Origin of the sequence: Microtetraspora sp. NBRC 16547, from assembly GCF_030268965.1 — a bacterium.
Taxonomy (GTDB): Bacteria; Actinomycetota; Actinomycetes; order Streptosporangiales; family Streptosporangiaceae; genus Microtetraspora.
Genome location: NZ_BSSE01000010.1, coordinates 196776 through 212848 on the forward strand (window position 1 = coordinate 196776; position 16073 = coordinate 212848).

At 71.2% G+C, this 16073-nt stretch carries 13 protein-coding genes; 9 read left to right on the forward strand and 4 right to left on the reverse strand.

Translation table 11 applies throughout. The annotated features are described in order from the left end of the window. Window positions 1-81: 81 nt before the first annotated feature. The gene (locus QSK17_RS16600; protein WP_285705678.1) at window positions 82-1920 is read right to left on the reverse strand and encodes a bis-aminopropyl spermidine synthase family protein; all 1839 of its coding nucleotides are present in this window, start codon (window positions 1918-1920) and stop codon (window positions 82-84) included. A 313-nt stretch (window positions 1921-2233) separates the two neighbouring features. Between QSK17_RS16600 and QSK17_RS16605 the strand changes: the two genes are divergently transcribed. The 8 genes from QSK17_RS16605 (at window position 2234) to QSK17_RS16640 (ending at window position 12037) form a co-directional block, all read left to right on the forward strand. Beyond that, on the forward strand, window positions 2234-3280 hold the full coding sequence (locus tag QSK17_RS16605; RefSeq protein WP_285705679.1) for a PP2C family protein-serine/threonine phosphatase: 1047 nt from the start codon (window positions 2234-2236) through the stop codon (window positions 3278-3280). A gap of 138 nt (window positions 3281-3418) precedes the next feature. Beyond that, the gene (locus tag QSK17_RS16610; RefSeq protein WP_285705681.1) at window positions 3419-3862 is read left to right on the forward strand and encodes a CBS domain-containing protein; all 444 of its coding nucleotides are present in this window, start codon (window positions 3419-3421) and stop codon (window positions 3860-3862) included. Further along, on the forward strand, window positions 3859-5151 hold the full coding sequence (locus QSK17_RS16615; RefSeq protein WP_285705682.1) for an ArsB/NhaD family transporter: 1293 nt from the start codon (window positions 3859-3861) through the stop codon (window positions 5149-5151). Before QSK17_RS16610 ends, QSK17_RS16615 begins: the two co-directional genes overlap by 4 nt. 114 nt (window positions 5152-5265) lie before the next feature. After that, the gene (locus QSK17_RS16620) at window positions 5266-5841 is read left to right on the forward strand and encodes an MFS transporter (RefSeq protein ID WP_285705683.1); all 576 of its coding nucleotides are present in this window, start codon (window positions 5266-5268) and stop codon (window positions 5839-5841) included. A gap of 826 nt (window positions 5842-6667) precedes the next feature. Continuing rightward, window positions 6668-7318: a copper chaperone PCu(A)C gene (locus tag QSK17_RS16625; protein WP_285705685.1), complete on the forward strand. Its 651-nt coding sequence runs from the start codon at window positions 6668-6670 to the stop codon at window positions 7316-7318. Window positions 7319-7323: 5 nt separating this feature from the next. Beyond that, window positions 7324-8571, forward strand: a complete 1248-nt coding sequence (locus QSK17_RS16630; RefSeq protein WP_285705686.1) for a Dyp-type peroxidase — start codon at window positions 7324-7326, stop codon at window positions 8569-8571. Window positions 8572-8630: 59 nt separating this feature from the next. Further along, on the forward strand, window positions 8631-10562 hold the full coding sequence (locus QSK17_RS16635) for a cytochrome P450 (RefSeq protein ID WP_285705688.1): 1932 nt from the start codon (window positions 8631-8633) through the stop codon (window positions 10560-10562). 59 nt (window positions 10563-10621) lie between these two features. Then, window positions 10622-12037 (forward strand): FAD-binding oxidoreductase, encoded by a 1416-nt coding sequence (locus QSK17_RS16640; RefSeq protein WP_285705689.1) that lies wholly within the window; start codon window positions 10622-10624, stop codon window positions 12035-12037. A 35-nt stretch (window positions 12038-12072) separates the two neighbouring features. Here QSK17_RS16640 and QSK17_RS16645 read toward each other — a convergent pair whose 3' ends face one another. Then, window positions 12073-12321: a hypothetical protein gene (locus QSK17_RS16645; RefSeq protein ID WP_285705690.1), complete on the reverse strand. Its 249-nt coding sequence runs from the start codon at window positions 12319-12321 to the stop codon at window positions 12073-12075. Window positions 12322-12530: 209 nt separating this feature from the next. On the opposite strand from QSK17_RS16645, the gene QSK17_RS16650 reads away from it, so the two are divergent. Then, window positions 12531-13562 carry a sigma-70 family RNA polymerase sigma factor gene (locus tag QSK17_RS16650; RefSeq protein WP_285705691.1) on the forward strand — a complete coding sequence of 344 codons (1032 nt, stop codon included), beginning with the start codon at window positions 12531-12533 and terminating at the stop codon, window positions 13560-13562. Window positions 13563-13709: 147 nt separating this feature from the next. Here QSK17_RS16650 and QSK17_RS16655 read toward each other — a convergent pair whose 3' ends face one another. Beyond that, window positions 13710-14189: a VOC family protein gene (locus tag QSK17_RS16655; RefSeq protein WP_285705692.1), complete on the reverse strand. Its 480-nt coding sequence runs from the start codon at window positions 14187-14189 to the stop codon at window positions 13710-13712. 226 nt (window positions 14190-14415) lie between these two features. Continuing rightward, window positions 14416-16073, reverse strand: a 1658-nt coding sequence (locus QSK17_RS16660) for an HNH endonuclease signature motif containing protein (RefSeq protein ID WP_502889226.1), incomplete at its 5' end; no start/stop codon positions are given.

The window sequence follows — 16073 nt, forward strand, 5'->3', positions numbered from 1 at the left end:
CGGGTGTCAGGCACGCGGCCCCGCCTCGACGTCCCGGCCGTCCTCGGCCGCGCGATCGCGAAGCGGCCGACTTCACCCTGGTCAGAGGCGCAGCGAGGCGGCCACGGCGGAACGCAGTTCTCGCAGCCGGTGCGCGGGCAGCTCCAGAGGCGTGACGTCGGCGGACCACGGAGCGGCGCCGGCGATGATCGAACGAGCCTGCTTCTTGGTCGGCCCGCCGGGAAGCCTGGTCAGAGCCTCACGCCAGGTGTTGGCCAGCTTGCCGTGCGCGTTGTCCAGGATCCGGCGCAGGATGATCTCTCCGGTGTCCGCCTCGTCCTCCCGCGGCTGCGGCCGTCGCACCGCGTCCAGGACGTGACCGTGCGCGGTGAGCTCGTAGACGGGTGAGAGTGACTCGGACAGCGCCGCGAGATCCCCGGGAGGCCCGCTCAGGTAGGCGCGTACGTGGTGCGCCCGAGTGGCCAGCAGCAGCCGGAGCAGTGCGCCCTCCACCCCCGCCGGTACGGCTATCGCCACGCGTTCCGGAGCGGCGGCATACGGCTTGGCGAGCCAGGTGGACAGGCGGGCCCTCGGGACGCGGGGGAGCACGTCCTTCGGCCAGTCGCCCACCAGGACTCCGGGCGCGAACTCCACCAGGGCGTCGGTTCCGGCCGCCGCCTTGGCCGGGCCCGGCTCCGCGGGCGCCGCTTCGGCGGGCTGGGGCGTCACTGTGCGGGACTCCACCGACTGGGACTCCACCGACTGGGGACCCTGGGTGTAGATCGCGGCGGCGAAGCGCTCCGTCCGCGCCGCCACGGCGGGCCGGGTCTTGGTCGTCGGACGGAGGACGTACAGATCGGCGGCCGAGCCGATGGCCTCTGCCCCGAAATATCGGTTAAAGTCCGGATACATCGCCTCGTAGGCGAGGTTGAGATCATGGAGGGCGTTCTGGACCTTCAGGGCGAGCATCGGCGTCCGCTCGCTTGCGCCGTACGCCAGAAGGATCCGGCCCTGCTCCACATCCCGCAGCCCCTCGCAGGCGCGCGCGACGAACAGGCCGATGCCCTCCGGCGTGTACGGCGGGTCGGTGATGGCCAGGTCGGCGTACTCGTGGACCGACGGCGGCAGACCGAGACGCAGATCCGCCCAGCGGGTCCGCACATCGAGGCCGAGCCGCGCGGCCTGCTCGCCGATGTAGGCGAGGATGCGCTCGTCGATGTCGACCACCGTCACCTCGACGTCGGGGTGGAGCAGCGCCACCGCGAGCGAGGTCAGATCGTGGTCGCCCACGCACAGCAGCCGCGCGCCCGGCAGCCAGAACCTCGCCCCGAGCAGCAGCGCCCGGCGCACGACCGTCTCCGGCGTCGCCGCCACGTGGTCCAGCACGTGCAGGCCGCGCGGGGCCTCCGCGATCAGCCGCTCCATCCGCGCGAGCAGGTCCGCGTGCTGGGGGAGCAGGTGGCCGACCGGGTCGGCGGGCAGGCCCGGCACCGCCACGGACTCGTCTCCGAGCAGCTCGCGACACGCGCGGACCTCTCCGGGGGCCAGGCGGAACCGCTCGCCTGAACGTTGGATCGGGACCTCGCGCAGCAGCGCCTCGATCCCCCGCCTTGAGGTGGCGGTGACCCGGACCAGATCGGCCAGCGTCCACCAGCCGCCCTCACAGAGCAGCGTCAGGGCCTGGCGGAACCGCCGCGCGTCCACCCCGGAGAGGAGCCCCCGCGCCCCTTCCCGGCCGATGTCCGCCCCGGTGTCCCTGCCGGCGTCCCCACTGGTGTTCGCACTGGCGTCCCGCCTGCCACGGTCCCCGCCGTGATCTCGGCCACGGTCCGTGCGGTGATCCGCGCCGTGATCGGTGCTGCGATCCGCCCCGTGGTCCGCGCCGTGGTCCGCGCCGTGATCTGCGCTGTGACCTGTGCCCTTGTATGTGCCCTGATCCACCTCGTCACCCTATCGACGGTGCCGAGGACCGCCGCCCGTGCCCGCGCGGCGGCTCACGCGGTGATCCATCCGATGATCCAATGTGGCCGGGTCTCCTGAACGGCCTCCGCCTCCGGCCCTTAACCTGGTCGTCCAGTGGACGTATCGCCTGTTCCGGGATGACGTCCCTTGTTACAGTGACGGCGGCGCGCGGGGGAGGCCTGGCCGGCAGGCAGCCGCGTCCGGTGACATTTCGGAGGCACACAGTGACGCACGGCCAGAATCGCCAGCCAGGATTCACCTGTTCCGGCGGACGCCGGCGGCCGGAGCCCGCGTGACCCGAGCACAGCCGCTGATGGCGATGCTGCCCTTCGTGATGATGGGCATTATCGCCGCCGCCGACATCCTCGCCGGGTCGCAGTACGTCTTCCTTTCGCTGCTGGCCATCGGTCCGGCGTTCGCGAGCCTGGTGGGCGGCGTCCCCCGCACCATGCTGATCGGCTGCATCGCCCTGCTGCTGTCCCTGCTTCTCGCCGTCTACAACAACCTGCTGCGCGCCCCCGAGAGTGACCTGAGCATCATCTCGATCATCGGCGTGACCGTCGCCAGCACCCTGGCCACGATCGGGCGGCAGCGGCGCGAGCGGGAACTCGCCAACGTGCGCTCCGTCGCCGAGGTCGCCCAGCGCGTCCTGCTGCGCCCGGTGCCGCGGCGGGCCGGGCACCTCCGCGCGGCCGTCTCCTACACGTCCGCGGCGGCGGAGGCGCGCATAGGCGGTGACCTGTACGAGGTGGTCACTGGCCCGAACGGCGTCCGGGTGATCGTCGGTGACGTTCAGGGCAAGGGCCTGGAGGCGGTGGAGACCGCGGCGCTCGTCCTCGGCGCGTTCCGGGAGGCCGCGCACGACGAGCCGGATCTCCTGGGGGTCAGCGCCCGCGTGGAGAAGGCGCTCAACCGGCGACTGACAGGGGAGGACTTCGTCACCGCGATCGTGGCGGAGGCTCGTCCCGACGGGACACTGACCCTGCTCAACTACGGCCATCCGGCGCCGCTGATCCTTCGGGCCGACGGTCAGGTCGCCTTCGTCGAGCCTGATGTCTTCGCGCCGCCCCTCGGCCTGGCCGTACTGGGGGTGGACGGGCCGGCCCCGTTCGAGATCCCGTTCGCCGCGGGAGACCAGGTCCTCCTCTACACCGACGGCGTCATCGAGGCGCGCGACCGCACGGGCCGGTTCTACCCGCTCGCCGACCGCGCCCACCTGCTGAAAGAGGACGACCCCGAGGCGGCCCTCGAGTCGCTCCGGCTCGACCTGGTCGCGCACGTGGACGCTCCCCTGCACGACGACGCGGCCATGCTCCTGCTCCGCTGCCGGAGGGTCTGACCCGGCCGGGCAGGGGGCCGCCGATCGCGTACGTCCGGGGATCCCCGTTTTCTTTGACGGGTCGTGGCTTGATAGGTTCCCGGGGGGTGAGCCGGGAAGTCTGGTCGGCGCTGCTCTCGCCGACCCTGGAGGACCCCCATGCGAGCTCGCGATCTCACCACGGACTTCCCGACGGTCACCCTCGACACGCCGACGATCGAGGCGGCGCGGTTACTCGCCGACCAGGATCTCCCCGGCCTGATCGTGGTCGACGAGGGCGGGCGGCCGCGCACGGTCCTGCCGGGCACGCAGGTGCTGCGGCTGGCCGTGCCGCGCTACTGCCAGGACGACCCGGCGCTGGCCAGGGTCGTGGACGAGGCGCACGCCGACGCGTTCCTGCGCTCGCTCGCCGGCCGCACGGTCCGGGAGTGCCTCCCGGAGGAGCCGCGCGAGCTGCCGGTCACCGATCCCGACGCCACGGTGCTGGAGATCGCCGCGCTCATGGCGCGGACCAGCAGCCCGCTGGTCGCGGTCGTGGACGGCGGCCGCCTGCTCGGAGCGGTCACACTGCAGACCCTGCTCGACCGGGTTGTCGCTTCATGACGGTTACCGCATGGCTGTCGGTCGTGGCGTTCGTCTGCACGTACGCGCTGATCGCGACGGAGCGGATCCACCGGGTCGCGGCGGCGCTGGGCGGCGCGGGGATCATGCTGCTCATCCACGCCACCGGAGCTCAGTCGGCGTTCTTCTCCGAGCGCACGGGGATCGACTGGAACGTCATTTTCCTGCTGCTCGGCATGATGATCATCGTCGGGGTGCTGAAGCAGACGGGCATCTTCGAATATCTGGCCATCTGGGCGGCGAAGCGGGCGCGGGGCCGCCCGTTCCGGCTCATGGTGCTGCTGGTGACGATCACCGCCTGCGCCTCCGCGCTGCTCGACAACGTCACGACGGTGCTGCTGATCGCTCCGGTCACGTTCCTCGTCTGCGAACGGCTCGCGTTGAACGTCGCGCCGTTCCTCATCGCCGAGGCGATGGCGTCCAACATCGGTGGAACGGCCACGCTGGTCGGCGACCCGCCCAACATCATCATCGCCAGCAGGGGCGGGCTGACGTTCAACGACTTCCTCATCCATCTCGCCCCGCTCATTGTGGTCCTGATGGTGGTGTTCATCGGGCTGTGCCGGATCATGTTCCGGAACTCGTTCCGGTACGACCCCGACCGGGCGGCGGAGATCATGGCGCTGAACGAGCGGGAGGCGATCGCCGACCGCAGGCTGCTGTGGCAGAGCCTCGTGGTGCTCGCGCTGGTGATGGCCGCGTTCGTGCTGCATCCGGTGCTGCACTATGAGCCGTCCGTGGTGGCGCTGCTGGGCGCCGGGGTGCTGGTCGCCGCGACCCGGGTCACCACGGAGGAGGCGATCCGCGAGGTCGAGTGGCCCACACTGGTGTTCTTCGCCGGGCTGTTCGTCATGGTCGGAGCGCTGGTCGAGACCGGCGTCATCGGCAAGATCTCCGAGGCGGCGGTCGGAGCCACCGAGGGCCGGCTCGGATTCGCCACGATGCTGCTGCTCTGGGCGTCGGCCGGGCTGTCGGCCATCGTGGACAACATTCCCTACGTCGCGACGATGAGCCCGATCGTGGCCGACCTCGTCCAGGCCAACGGCGGCAACGGGCCGGCGCAGGCGCTGTGGTGGGCGCTGGCGCTCGGCGCTGACCTCGGCGGCAACGCCACCGCCGTCGGCGCCGCCGCGAACGTCGTCGTCCTGGGCATCGCCGCCCGGAACCGTACGCCGATCAGCTTCTGGCAGTTCACGAAATACGGCTTGATCGTCACCATTGTCACCGTCGCCATCGCGACGCCGTATCTGTGGTTCCGCTACCTGATGTGACCGAGGTGAGCCCGGTGGTGAGCCCGGTGGTGTGGTCGATGGTGTGGTCGATCTCCGCCGAACCGCGGGAGCGGTTGGGAGACCGGCCACTCCTCGTGGGACGATAACGGCAGTATGTCTGCCATTACGCCCTTCCGTCTTGCGCGCACCACGGCCTTCGCCGCGGTGTGTGTCGGGCTGGGCGTGATCGCGCACCTGTTCGGCGGGGGTTCGCTCTCCGGGCCGCTCTCCGGGCCGATGGTCGCCGGGGGTCTCGCCCTCGCGTTCGCCGCGGCTCTTCCCTGGACCGGGCGGGAGCGCGGCCTGGCCGTGATCCTGCCGCTGCTCGGCGGCCTCCAGGTGGCTCTGCACCTGCTGTTCGCCGTCGGAACCGCGACGTCGTACGGCCAGGCGAGCGAGGTCGGCGCGCACCTCCACTCCGGACTGGTGCCGGGCCTCGGCATGCTCATCACGCACGGCTGGGCCGTCGGCCTGACGGCGTTGTGGCTGTCCCGCGGCGAGGCCATGCTGTGGTCGCTGCTGCGGCGGCTCGCCGCCCGGCTGTTCCTGCTGCTGGACATCCTGCTCGTCCCCGCGTCCACGCCGTTCCACGCCTGCCGGTCCACCGAGCCGGAGATCCTCCGTACCCGGTCGCTGCGGCACGCGGTGAGCCGACGAGGCCCGCCCGTGGTCGCCGCCGCCGCGCACTGACGTCGCTGTGCACTGGCTTCACGCTGCACTGGCTTCACACTGCACTGGCTCGCTCTGTGGGAACGGCTCGCGGAGGCGCGCGCCGTGAAACACGCTGAACTCCGTAGCAACATGACCGCGATGTACCGGCATATCGGCATGTGGCGGACCTGGCCGAACCTTGTCAAGTGGCCCCTTCACGGTCACGCGTTCGGACATGTCCTGACATGCACTGGGGTACGTGGAAGGTCGCGAGGCCGGTCGCATCCCGCGGTCGGCTCAGCGAGTTCGGCGAGTGCGGTGAGTGTGGTGAGTGCGGTGATCCGGCCCTGAGTGGCCGATTCCGCGCCTCGGGCCACGCCGTCGGCGGCGTTCGGTCCGTTCCGCTCAGCCAGCGCGGCTCAGTCAGCCCTGTGCGGTCGGTCCTGCCCAGCGAGTCTGATCGGTCGGTCCTGAGCAGTGGGGCCGCGGGTCAGTCCTGCCGGTTCGTTCCCGGTGGTCTTGCCCGTCAGTCCAACTGGTCGGTCCAACTGCTCGGCTCGACTGCTCGGCTCGACTGGTCGGTCCACTTGGGCGGTCCACTTGGTCGGCGCCGCCCCGTCACTCGTGCGCGGCCAGTGCGGTCCGTTCTCGACCGGTCAGCACACAGTCGATCAGGTCGCGCAGCGGTCGGCATGAACCGCCGACCGGCTCGCGGAGCCGCCTCGTTCGTACGGCCGGTCGCCTGACCAGCGACCGGCGGCGATCCCGCCACCCGGCGGATCGCCCTCCCTGACAACCTCACATCCGGTACGGCACAGCCCCGGCACAACCGGCACGCCATCCGGGTCGAAGAAAGGCAACGGCAATGTTCCTTCGTCGCATCGCACCCGCCGCGATCCTCATCACCGTGATCAGCGCCTGTGGCTCGCAGCCCGCCGCCCAGCCCGAGAACCAGGCCGCGGTCCAGCCTGCCGCCGAGTCCACCCCTCAGGCCGCTCCCGGCTCCGCGATCACCGTGACCGACCCGTGGGTGAAGAGCACCAAGTCGGGCATGACCGCGGCCTTCGGCACCCTGGTCAACAACGGCGACACCGACGTGACCGTGATGTCCGCGGCCTCCCCGCTCTCGCCGGACGTCGAGCTGCACGAAGTCGTGGAGTCCGGCGGGAAGACGATCATGCAGCCCAAGAAGGGTGGCTTCGTGATCCCCGCCCACGGCACGCACCAGCTGGAGCCGGGCGGCGACCACATCATGATGATGGGCGTCACGAAGGCGGTGAAGCCCGGTGACCAGATCGCCTTCACGCTCGCGTTCAAGGACGGCGCGACGCTGGAGTTCACCGCGATCGGCAAGGAGTTCGCCGGTGGCAAGGAGAACTACCAGCCCGGAACGGGCCACGGAGGTTCGCACACCGACGGCTCCGGCGACTCCCACGGCAGCGACCACGGCAGCGACCACGCCGACGTCGGCGATGCCGCCGGCGCGATGGGCGACATGAGCAAGGAGCACAGCTGATCGTCATGAGTGAGCCCCGACTGAGCCGGAGGGGACTACTCGCGGGAGGCGCCGCCACAGCGGTCGGCGCCCTCGCCGCGTGTGCGCCCGCCGGTTCCCCCACAACCCCTTCCTCCCGCTCCTCCGCTTCGGCCCCCGCCGCCCCCGATGTCACCGCCTCTCCCGCCGCCTTCTCGGCGGGTAAGGCCGTCGAACCCTTCCACGGGAAGCACCAGAGCGGGATCGAGACGATGCCGCAGGCGTACGCCGCCTTCCTCGGCCTGGACCTGCGCGCCGGCGTCGACAAGGAGGCGATCGGGCGGCTGATGCGGCTGCTCACCGACGACGCCCGCCGCCTGACACAGGGACGGCCGGCCCTGGCCGACGTCGAGCCCGAACTCGCGGTCGATCCGGCCCGGCTGACGGTCACGTTCGGTTTCGGGCCCGGACTGTTCAAGGCGGCGGGGGTCGAGCACCTGAAGCCGAAGACGGTGGCGCCCCTGCCCGCGTTCAGCATCGACCGGCTGGAGAAGCGGTGGAACGACGGTGACCTGCTGGTGCAGATCTGCGCCGACGACGGCGTCACACTCTCGCACGCCCTGCGCATGATCGTGAAGGACGCGCGGGCCTTCGCCAAGGTGCGCTGGACCCAGCGGGGATTCCGTAGGAGCCCGCAGGTCCAGGCCCCCGGGACGACCCAGCGCAACCTGATGGGCCAGCTCGACGGGACCGTCAACCCGGCCCCGGGCACGGCGGACTTCGACCGCGCCGTCTGGATCAGCGACGGGCCTGAGTGGCTGCACGGCGGAACGACGCTGGTGCTGCGCCGCATCCACATGGATCTCGAGACCTGGGACGCCGCGGACCGGGTGGCCAGGGAGTTCAGCGTGGGACGCCGCCTCGACAACGGCGCGCCCCTCACCGGCAGCGCCGAGCACGACGAGCCGGACTTCGCACGGCTCGGTCCGGCCGGATTCCCGATCATCTCGGAGTACGCCCACATCAGGCGGGCGCGCGTCCAGGATCCCGGCATGCGGATCTACCGGAGGCCGTACAACTACGACGAAGCGGCCACCTCCGACGGGAAATCCGCTTCCGGGTTGCTGTTCGCGTCGTACCAGGCCGACATCGCCCGCCAGTTCGTTCCCATCCAGCAGATGCTGGACGAGGCGGACCTGCTGAACGCGTGGACCGTACCGATCGGCTCGGCCGTCTTCGCGATCCCGCCCGGCTGCGCGCCGAACGGCTGGGTCGGCGACGGGCTCCTCGCCTGAGACGCGGCCCCGGGATGTTTCGGCGGTCGGCGAAACGTCCCGGGCCTAGCGTCGAGGGCATGACATCAGGAACTCCGCCCAGGTTCGAAGGCGGGCAGTGGATCGTCAGCCGGCACGCCGAGGTGTGCGCGGTGCTCTCCGACGAGCGGTTCGTCGTCCCCGTCCCCGCGTGCGCTCACGATGGGACGGAGCTGGGGATGAGGTGGCTGCGCGGCGCGGTCAGCCGCTTCAGCAACGGCCGTCGCCACGCGGCCCGGCGTCGCGACGCCGTCGACGCGCTCGCGTCCCTGGACCTGGTACGGCTGCGTGCCATGGCCGGCGAACAGGCGCGGGAGTCGCTTCTGGCGGGCTCGGGCCTTGACACGATCTCCAGGCGGGTGCCAGTGGCCGTACTGGCGACCGCACTCGGCGCTCCACGCGGTGCCGAGGTCGCCGAACTCGTCGGTGTGATCGCCGAGGCGTACTTCCCCGGGACCGGGCCCGACGCCCCGGCGGACGAGGCGCTGGTACGGCTGGCGCACCTGCTGGGCGACCCGAATCCGCAAGTTCTTGCCACCACCGTCATGCTGCTGGTCCAGGCGTGCGACTCCACCGCCGGACTGATCCGCGACGCCGCCCGGCACCTGAGCGGACATCCTGATCCGGCTGGGATCGACGACCTACTGGCGGAGACCCTGCGCCATGATCCGCCCGTTAAGGCCATGCGGCGCGTGGCCACGGAACGGGTGACGCTCGGCGGCGTCGACGTCGAAGCAGGTGCGGTGGTCGTGCTCGACCTGGTCGCCGCCAACAGGGACGCTTCGGTGTTCGCCCACCCCGACCGGTTCGCCCCGGGGCGCTCCTCGGCTCATCTCACGTTCGGCCATGGCCTCCGGCCGTGCCCCGGCGATCACATGGCCCTGGCCCTGGCGGCGGGGGTCCTCGACGCGCTCGCGGAAGACCGCTGCACCCGCCGCACCCGTCGCACCCGCCGCACAGCGCGTACGGCGGGCGGCCGGGACTTCGGGCTGTTCAGGGAGATGCACCACGGGCGGGGGCCGTTGGTGTTGCCCAACGCGTGGGACTTCGCGTCGGCGGCGATGTTGGTCGAGGCCGGCTTCGCGGCAGTGGGGACGACGAGCCTCGGCGTGGCGGGGGCGGTCGGGAAGCCGGACGCGGCAGGGGAGACGAGGGAGGAGACGGTGGCGCTCGCCCGGCGGCTGACGGGGCTGCCGTGCATGGTGACCGTGGACATCGAGGGCGGTTTCGGGGGAAACCCGCGGCAAGTGGGTGACCTGGCGGCCGAACTGGCCGCGGTCGGCGTGGTGGGGGTGAACCTGGAGGACGGGCGGCCTGACGGGGGTCTCGCCCCCGTGCCCGCCGTGCAGGATCTGATCGCGGCGATCAAGGCAGCGGTGCCGGACATGTTCGTCAACGCTCGGACCGACACGTTCTGGCTCGGCACCGTCCCGGCGACCGAAGAGGATCCGGCCGGATCGGCCCGGCAGGCGATGGTGGAGGAGGCCCTGGCCAGGGGCCGGGCCTACGCGGAGGCGGGAGCCGACGGAATCTTCGCACCCGGGGTGGCGGAGGAGGGGGACATCCGGGCACTCGTGGGCGGTGTCGACGTGCCGGTGAACGTGCTGTTCCTGCCGGGGAGGCACACCGTGAAGAGACTGGCGGAACTGGGGGTGCGGCGGGTGAGCTGCGGCTCGTTGCTCTTCCGGGCGGCGCTGGAGGCCGCGGTGACCACCGCGCTGGCCGTCGCGGAGGGCGAGCCCGTCGCCGCCGGCCTCCCCACTTACGACCGGATCCAAGCCCTCCTGACCCCCAGACAGGGCTCCGACGCCGCGGCGCGCGCTACCGAGTTGATCGATGCGACCGCCAAGGCACTCGGACGTCCTCGGACGGCACAGGGCCGGCGTGACCTCGAAGAGTCTCGAAGAGTGCGGTGCAGTCCCGCTACAGGTGATTTCCAAGAAATCAGCAAGCGCCGGGTGAGAGAAAGGTGACACACGGCCGCCAGGCCGCCGACGTCAGGCCCGCGGGCCAGGAGAGAAAGAGCAGGACGATGAGCGTCATCACCGGCGACCCGGCGGGGCTGTCACGCGAAGCGGAATCGCTTCGACGGGAGGTGGACGGCCCGGTGCTGCTGCCCGGGGACGAGGGCTTCACCACCGAAGTGACCGGATTCAACGTGGCGATCCGCCACACCCCGGCCCTGGTGGTCGGCGCCACCGGCGTGGGGGACGTCCAGGCCGCCGTGCGCTTCGCCGCCCGCCAGGGGCTGCCGGTCGCGGTCCAGGCCACCGGCCACGGCGCCGTGATGCCCGTCGACGGCGCCGTGCTGATCACGACCGGGCGGATGCACGCCGTCACGGTGGACCCGTCGGCGTGTACCGCCACGATCGCCGCGGGCACGACGTGGGCCGAGGTCATCGAGCACACCACGCCGCACGGCCTGGCGCCGTTGTGCGGCTCGGCGCCGGGCGTCGGGGCGATCGGCTACACCCTCGGCGGCGGCACCGGGCCGATCGCCCGCACGTACGGCTTCGCCGCCGACCACGTGCGCGAGCTCACCCTCGTCACCGCGGACGGCCAAGCCCGGACTGTCGACGCGGTCCGCGAGCCGGACCTGTTCTGGGCACTGCGCGGCGGCAAGGGCAGCTTCGGCGTGGTCACCTCGATGACCATCGATCTCTTCCCCGTAGCCACGCTGTACGGCGGCGGGATCTTCTTCCCGGCGGAGGACGCGTCACGCGTGCTGCACGCCTACCGCGACTGGGTCGGCACCCTGCCGGAGACCACCACGACCTCCGTCGCGCTGCTCCGGCTGCCGCCGCTGCCCGAGCTGCCCCCGATGCTGCGCGGCCGGTTCGTGGCCCACCTGCGGTTCGCGCACATCGGCGAGGCGCACGAGGGGGAGCGGCTGCTCGCCCCCATGCGCGCCGTCGGCAGCCCGCTCATCGACGCTGTCGCCCCGATGCCCTTCGCCGCGATCGGCTCCATCCACCAGGACCCGACCGACCCCATGCCCTCCTGGGAGCGAGGGGCGTTGCTCCGCGAGCTCACCGCGGACACCGTCGACGCGATCCTCGCCACCGCCGGGCCGGAAGTGGAGGCGCCCTTCGCCGTGGTCGAGGTGCGCCACCTCGGCGGGGCGCTGGCCCGGCCCGCGCGGCCGGAGAACGCCGTCGGAGGACGGGACGCCGCGTTCTCCCTGCTGATCATCGGCGCTCCCGTGCCGGAGCTCTTCGCGTCCGTGATCCCCGGCGCCGCCGGGGCCCTGATCGGCGCCGTGGAACCGTGGCTGACCGGAGGATGCCTGCTGAACTTCCAGGGAACGGCGACGCGCCCCGAGGAGATCGCCCGGGTCTGGCCCCGGCCGGTGCTGCGCAGGCTCGCCCGGCTGAGGGAGGTCCACGACCCCCAGCGCGTGTTCCGGTTCGGCCACGCCGTACCCGATCTCCCGGAGGGCGAGGACTGACCCTCCGGGAGGGCCTCCACGGGGCACCGTGAACGTCAGGCGCCCAGATCGTGTACGACGTTGTCGAGCCGCTCCGCCAGCAGGTCGAGCTGCTGGTCGGTGATCGTGTCCCCGTGGAGGTGCGCCGTCAGGTCACGGCGGCGGGCGATGATCAGCCTCCGGTGCACCTCGTCGATCTCCGCGTCCGGCAGGACGAGGCACTCCCCGCGGACGAACACCAGTGCCGTGTCGGGATCCGGCGCCTCGATCAGCCGCCGGACGCACTCTCGGTCGATGAAGGCCATCACATTCCTCCCTCTGTCGCGGGCATCGTGTCGCGGTCGCCGTGTTGTGGTGCCGTGTCGCCGCCGTGTGGTGGCAGGCGTCCGCTACCCGACGGGCGCGGGCGAAACTCGCCGAGATGGAATGCCGGGGAACCTGCTGGGTAGGCGGACGTGGAAGAACCCGGGGGAGCCGCCTGGGATGCCACCTGGGGAACGAAGAGGTGACCAGGATGCGCGGACATGCGGGCACCGGCCGCGCGGAGCCGCACGAGCCCTTCGACGAGCAGGACCTGCTCGGCCAGTACCTGCGCCAGATCGGCAGGACGCCGCTCCTCACCGCCCAAGAGGAGGTGGATCTCGCCAAGCGCATCGAGGCAGGGCTGTACGCCGAGCACCTGATCGAGCAGGCGGAGGCCGGTGCGGCAGAGGCCCCAGAGCGCGGCGACACCACTGGGAAGGATCTGGCGGGCGCCGTCCCTGAGCCGAAAGCCTCCGAGCGGAGCGACCTGGAAGAGCTGAAGGAGCTCGTCAGGGACGGCGACACCGCCAAGGACCACATGCTCCGCGCCAACCTCCGGCTCGTCGTCGCCGCCGCCAAGAAATACGGCCACCGGGGATGGCCGCTCCTGGACGTCATCCAGGAAGGGAACCTCGGCCTGATCAGGGCGGTCGAGAAGTTCGACTACGCCAAGGGCTTCAAGTTCTCGACCTATGCCATGTGGTGGATCCGCCAGTCCATCGAACGCGGCCTGGCGGACAAGAGCCGCACGGTCCGGCTTCCGGTGCACATCCTCGAACAGCTCTCCAAGGTGACCCGCGCGGAACGTCACCTCGAAGGCCACCTCGGCCACGAGCCGACCGAAGAGGAGGTGGCCGCGGCCGCCGGGCAGTCCGTCGAGACGCTCGCCGAGCTGCGCCGCCTGGCCCACGACACAGTCAGCCTGGACATGGTCGTCGGCGAGGACGGCGAGACGAGAATCGGCGACCTGATCGCCGACGCCGAGGTCGTCCCCGTCTCCGAGGTGCTGGAATGCCGGGTGCTCGCCGAACAGCTGCGGTCCCTCGTCGACATGCTGCCCGACCGTGAGGCGTACATCGTCACCCTGCGGTACGGCCTCGGCGACGGGAGGACGCACACCTACCAGGAGATCGGCGACCGGCTCGGGCTCACCCGGGAGCGGATTCGCCAGCTCGAACGGCAGGCTTTGCGGTCGCTGCGGCAACCGGAGCATATCGAGCCGCTGCTTTCCTGGGCGGGCTGATCCGGGGTGGCCTGGGCGCCCTCCGACGGCCCTCCGACGCGACGAGCTGGCGCGCCTCGCTTCCCCGTCACGAGACACTGGTGATCGTGGTCGACAACGGTGCCGGGGCGCCGCGGCCGTCACCTGGCTGAGTTCTCGATGCACGTCTTAACGGACGTCCTGGCGCAACGGGTGGTCGACAGGGACCTCGACCAGCACGATGCGTACGCCATCGGGGTCCTCGATCCACATCTCGGCGAGTCCCCACGGCTCCGTCCGGGGCGGGCGGACTATGGTCACCCCCGCGTCCCGTAGCCGGCGATGCTCCGCCTCCAGATCGCGTACCTGGAGCCAGATCTCGACGCTGTGACCACCGCTGTGACCACCGCTGTGACCACCGCTGTGACCACCGCTGTGACCACCGCTGTGACCACCGCTGTCACTGCCGTGCCCAACGTGCTCGTCACTGTGCTCGTCACTGTGCCCGGAGACTTCCAGGAAGCCCTGCCCGAGAAAGAACACGATGCCCCGCCCCTGCGGGGGCCCGAACTCGCGGTAGACGGCCAGACCCAGCACGTCTCGGTAGAAGTTCTGGCTCGCACCGAGGTCCAGAGGGCGGATCAGTATCCGGCTGCTCAGTACTTCCATGCGTCGGATCCTTCCCCCGGAACACGCAGGTGGCTCAAGGCGATCGCCCCGTTCGCGTCACCTCGCCGAGGGCCATCCACAGGGTCTGATCATTGCTCACTCGCCGTATGGCCCTGCCGAGCTTTCGACCCCCGACTGGCCACTGGATCAAGGCGGCCGTCAACGCCTGGCGGGACCGCCGCGATCGCTGAACCGACCCCTCCATTCCCACGCGAGCAGTACCTGATCAGGCAGGACGGCGACCGATGTAGGTGAATGCCCATCGGTTGTCGCCGACGCGGTGGAGTTGGTAGCGGTCGGGGTGTTGGTAGCGGTCGCGGTTGTGGAATTGGCAGGTGGGTCCGAGGTTGTCGAGGTCGGTGGCGCCTGCGTCGCTCCAGTTTTGGACGTGGTCGATCTGGCAGAGGTGGGCGGGTAGGTGGCAGTCGTCGACCATGCAGGTGGTGTAGCGGGCGAGGATGGCTCGCCGCTGTGTTCTGGTGGCGCGGCGGACGGTGCGTCCGACGTCCAGGACCTGTCCTTCGGCGTTCATGACCAGGCGGGTGAGGCTGGAGGTGGATGCCAGTCGGTGGATGTCGGTGACGGGGAGGAACTGTCCGGTGGCCAGCAGCAGTCCGGGCAGCGTCCGGCCCGAGATCAGCCCGCCAGGGGTCACCCAGTCAGACACCCGCCCCGTCCGCGATGTGCTCCGCCTACCGCGTGGCCCACTCGCCGTGTCCCGTGACGTGCTTCGCCTGTCCCGCGATGTACTCGCTGTATCTCGCGATGGGCCGCCCGTGGCTTGCGTCCGGTCTCGTCCGTCCGCTGTCGTGCACGCGTTATCCCGGGTCGTGCCACGACCCTTGCCGGACGGCCCGCGTTCCTGCCCGGGCGTGTTCCGCTCGCTTGCGGACGGCTCCCGTTCGCGCCGTGCTTTGACCGGCTCTTGTCGTGGCGTGGGCGGCTCATCTGTGTCTGATGCCGAGGCTGTAGCGGGAGGTCCGCTCTCGGTCCTGGCGCCAGCCGCACTCGCGGCCGCGGTGGTTGCGCCGCTGAGGTGAGCAGCCGTGTGACGCGTCTGGGTGTCATCGGCGGCCGAGTCGCCAACGGCTGCCGCTGCTCCATCGGTGGCCGCCTCTTGGCCGGTCGTCTTTCCGGCAGCCGTGTCTCGGTCCGCCGCATCCTGCGGCGCGGCCGTGCCTTGCATGGTGGCGTCCTGCCTGGCGGTGTGCTGCCCGCTCTGGGCGTGGTCAGTACTCTCCCGGGCTGCCGCGCCCTGGGTGGTGGTGCCGTGGCCGGCTTCGTCGCAGTCGGCGCTCTCGCGGGCAGCGGTGTTCTCGCGGGCTGTCATGTCTTGTGCGCCGCTGGCCGGGGCGGCCGTGTCGCGGGCAGCCTCCTCGGAGCCGATGCTGTCGTGGTCGGCACTGTCCGGGGCCGCCACGTCCTGCGTGGCCGCAGCTTGCGCGTCGGCGCCAGGGCCGGAGACACCACGGCCGGAGACGCCGTGGTCGGAGGCTGCCATGTCGTGCGTGGCCGCCTCTTGCGTGTCGGCGCCCTGGGCCGGGGTGCCCTGAGCCGGGGTGCGCTGGGCCGGGGTGTCGTTGCCGGGGGCTGCCGGTGGGTCGTCGGGGAGGGACTCGGCGTTGATCAGAACCAGCAGCTCGGTGCCGATCTGGTGTTCCAGCAGCGCGATCAGCGTGTCGGCGTTCCGCACCCGCAGCGGCCGATCATCACCCTCGGCCTTGGGCTTGGCGTACGCATCCAGCAACGCCCGAAGCCGCGCGCCCGCCTCCCGGGGCAGCCGGAACTCCCCCTCCAGGCCGCCGGTGGAGCTTTCCCGCACGAGCAGGAAACGCTGCCGGTAGTCGGCCTCGGCGTCATCGGCCTCCCCATCAGGGTTCAGCA

Bases quoted from the DNA above. Each gene is read 5' to 3' on its own strand.
- QSK17_RS16635 (WP_285705688.1), top strand. From the start codon at position 8,631: ATGACATCAGGAACTCCGCCCAGGTTCGAAGGCGGGCAGTGGATCGTC.
- QSK17_RS16630 (WP_285705686.1), top strand. From the start codon at position 7,324: ATGAGTGAGCCCCGACTGAGCCGGAGGGGACTACTCGCGGGAGGCGCC.
- QSK17_RS16625 (WP_285705685.1), top strand. From the start codon at position 6,668: ATGTTCCTTCGTCGCATCGCACCCGCCGCGATCCTCATCACCGTGATC.
- QSK17_RS16610 (WP_285705681.1), top strand. From the start codon at position 3,419: ATGCGAGCTCGCGATCTCACCACGGACTTCCCGACGGTCACCCTCGAC.
- QSK17_RS16655 (WP_285705692.1), bottom strand. From the start codon at position 14,189: ATGGAAGTACTGAGCAGCCGGATACTGATCCGCCCTCTGGACCTCGGT.
- QSK17_RS16650 (WP_285705691.1), top strand. From the start codon at position 12,531: ATGCGCGGACATGCGGGCACCGGCCGCGCGGAGCCGCACGAGCCCTTC.
- QSK17_RS16640 (WP_285705689.1), top strand. From the start codon at position 10,622: ATGAGCGTCATCACCGGCGACCCGGCGGGGCTGTCACGCGAAGCGGAA.
- QSK17_RS16645 (WP_285705690.1), bottom strand. From the start codon at position 12,321: ATGGCCTTCATCGACCGAGAGTGCGTCCGGCGGCTGATCGAGGCGCCG.
- QSK17_RS16615 (WP_285705682.1), top strand. From the start codon at position 3,859: ATGACGGTTACCGCATGGCTGTCGGTCGTGGCGTTCGTCTGCACGTAC.
- QSK17_RS16620 (WP_285705683.1), top strand. From the start codon at position 5,266: ATGTCTGCCATTACGCCCTTCCGTCTTGCGCGCACCACGGCCTTCGCC.